The 1,615-nt window shown below is 33.9% G+C and carries 3 protein-coding genes; all 3 read left to right on the top strand.

The window, feature by feature from the left end; all coding sequences use genetic code 11:
• A partial coding sequence (locus AC1DSL_RS17950; protein ID WP_477533282.1) for a dihydrofolate reductase occupies positions 1-206 on the top strand: 206 nt, incomplete at its 5' end.
• A gap of 249 nt (positions 207-455) precedes the next feature.
• Complete coding sequence (locus tag AC1DSL_RS17955; protein WP_477533283.1) at positions 456-884, top strand: hypothetical protein; 429 nt, start codon at positions 456-458, stop codon at positions 882-884.
• A gap of 6 nt (positions 885-890) precedes the next feature.
• Positions 891-1,615, top strand: a 725-nt coding sequence (locus AC1DSL_RS17960; protein ID WP_477533284.1) for a recombinase family protein, incomplete at its 3' end; no start/stop codon positions are given.

A 1,615-nucleotide genomic window follows, 5' to 3' on the forward strand; every position in this document is an offset into this window, starting at 1 on the left:
TGTGTGGAGGAAGCGATATTTATAATCAGTTTATGTCATATGCAGATGAAGTTTTAATTACCTATATAGATGCTCAAGCACCACAAGCTGACACATATTTCAATCGTGAAGTATTAGAGAAGGATTTTTATATTGCAGGATCAGAGAAGAATTATTGTGAGACGAATTATGTTGATTTCTATTATGTGACTTATAAACGTAAATGATTAATTTCAGTGGTTGTTTAATTAATAAATTATAATATAAAAAGGAGTAAATAGAAATGATTAGAGACAATGAAGAAGTCATACAAAAACTAAATGAAGAAATCGCTAAGCTGGACTTAACGGAGTTTCTAATTAAACTAGATAGCGAAATACAATCGAAAATAACTCTTGAGTGAGAAGTATTAATTTACTTCTCACTCCTTTTTTAATATGATAAAACAAAATGGGATTTGGTAGGTGATACGCTATATGAGAGCTAATTGGTCGGAAGAAGAATCAAGGTTACTACAAAAAATCTACCCACTTAAGACATCGAATGAACTAGCAGAGATATTTCCACAATATAATAACACACAAATTTTACGGAAAGCCAAGCAACTTGGGGTTAAGAAGAAAAAAGAAGTGTCCTACAAATCAAGACTAGAAAACTCGATTATCCAAAGAAATGATTTGTGGTCAGACAATGAGAGAAAGTTAGTCATTGAAAAATATGATACACATGGAGCTAGAGGGGTTAAGCAATTATTAAACAACACTAGGTCGGAAGAACAAATAAAAAAGATGGCAAACAAGCTAGGAATTACACGGAAATCAACTAATATAATTTGGGAACAATCAAACGTTGTTGTCTCACAGGACAGGTTATTTTCAGTCCAAATCACTTACAAGGGGAGTTGATGAACGATGAAAACTTTTTACAACCAACCAGAAGCAATTAAGGCGATTAAAAATGTTGCAATTTATGCAAGGCTATCCAGAGACAATGAAAAGGACAGTGACTTAGAAAAACATCTTTTAGCAATGAGAGACTGCTGCAATCATTACGGATGGAACGCTGTAGAGTACCATGAAATCGGATCAGGTGAATCCATAGCAGATAGAACTGTTATACAAAGACTTCTTCATGAAGTAAAAGAAGGTGTCTTTGACGCTGTTGTTGTATTTGAATTTGATCGGCTAGGAAGAGGTAGCGGAACAGACCAAGATACAATTAAATACACTTTTAGAAATAGTGACACATTGGTTGTTGTTGTAAATTCATTTCACATATTAGACCCCAACAATGAAAGAGATGAAGATTCAATTGCTTGGAAAGGTTTCATGGCACATCAAGAATACAGAACAATAACGAAACGTTTAGCCTCTGGTAGAAGGATTGCATTACAAATGGGGAGATGGGCAATTGGGACTGCTCCTTATGGCTATGACTATGATGCCAAATTAAAAGGTTTGATACCAAACAGAGAACAGTCAGAGATTTATCAAAAGATGATAGTCCAAGATTATTTAAGTGGTAAATCAACATACGATATCGCTTCTAAATTGAATAAGAAGAACATACCTTCACCTAGAAATGTACTGTGGAATAATCAGACGGTAAGAAATCTCTTAAAAAGCGAAGTTTATCT

The organism is Paenisporosarcina sp. P4_D4 (genome assembly GCF_056401835.1).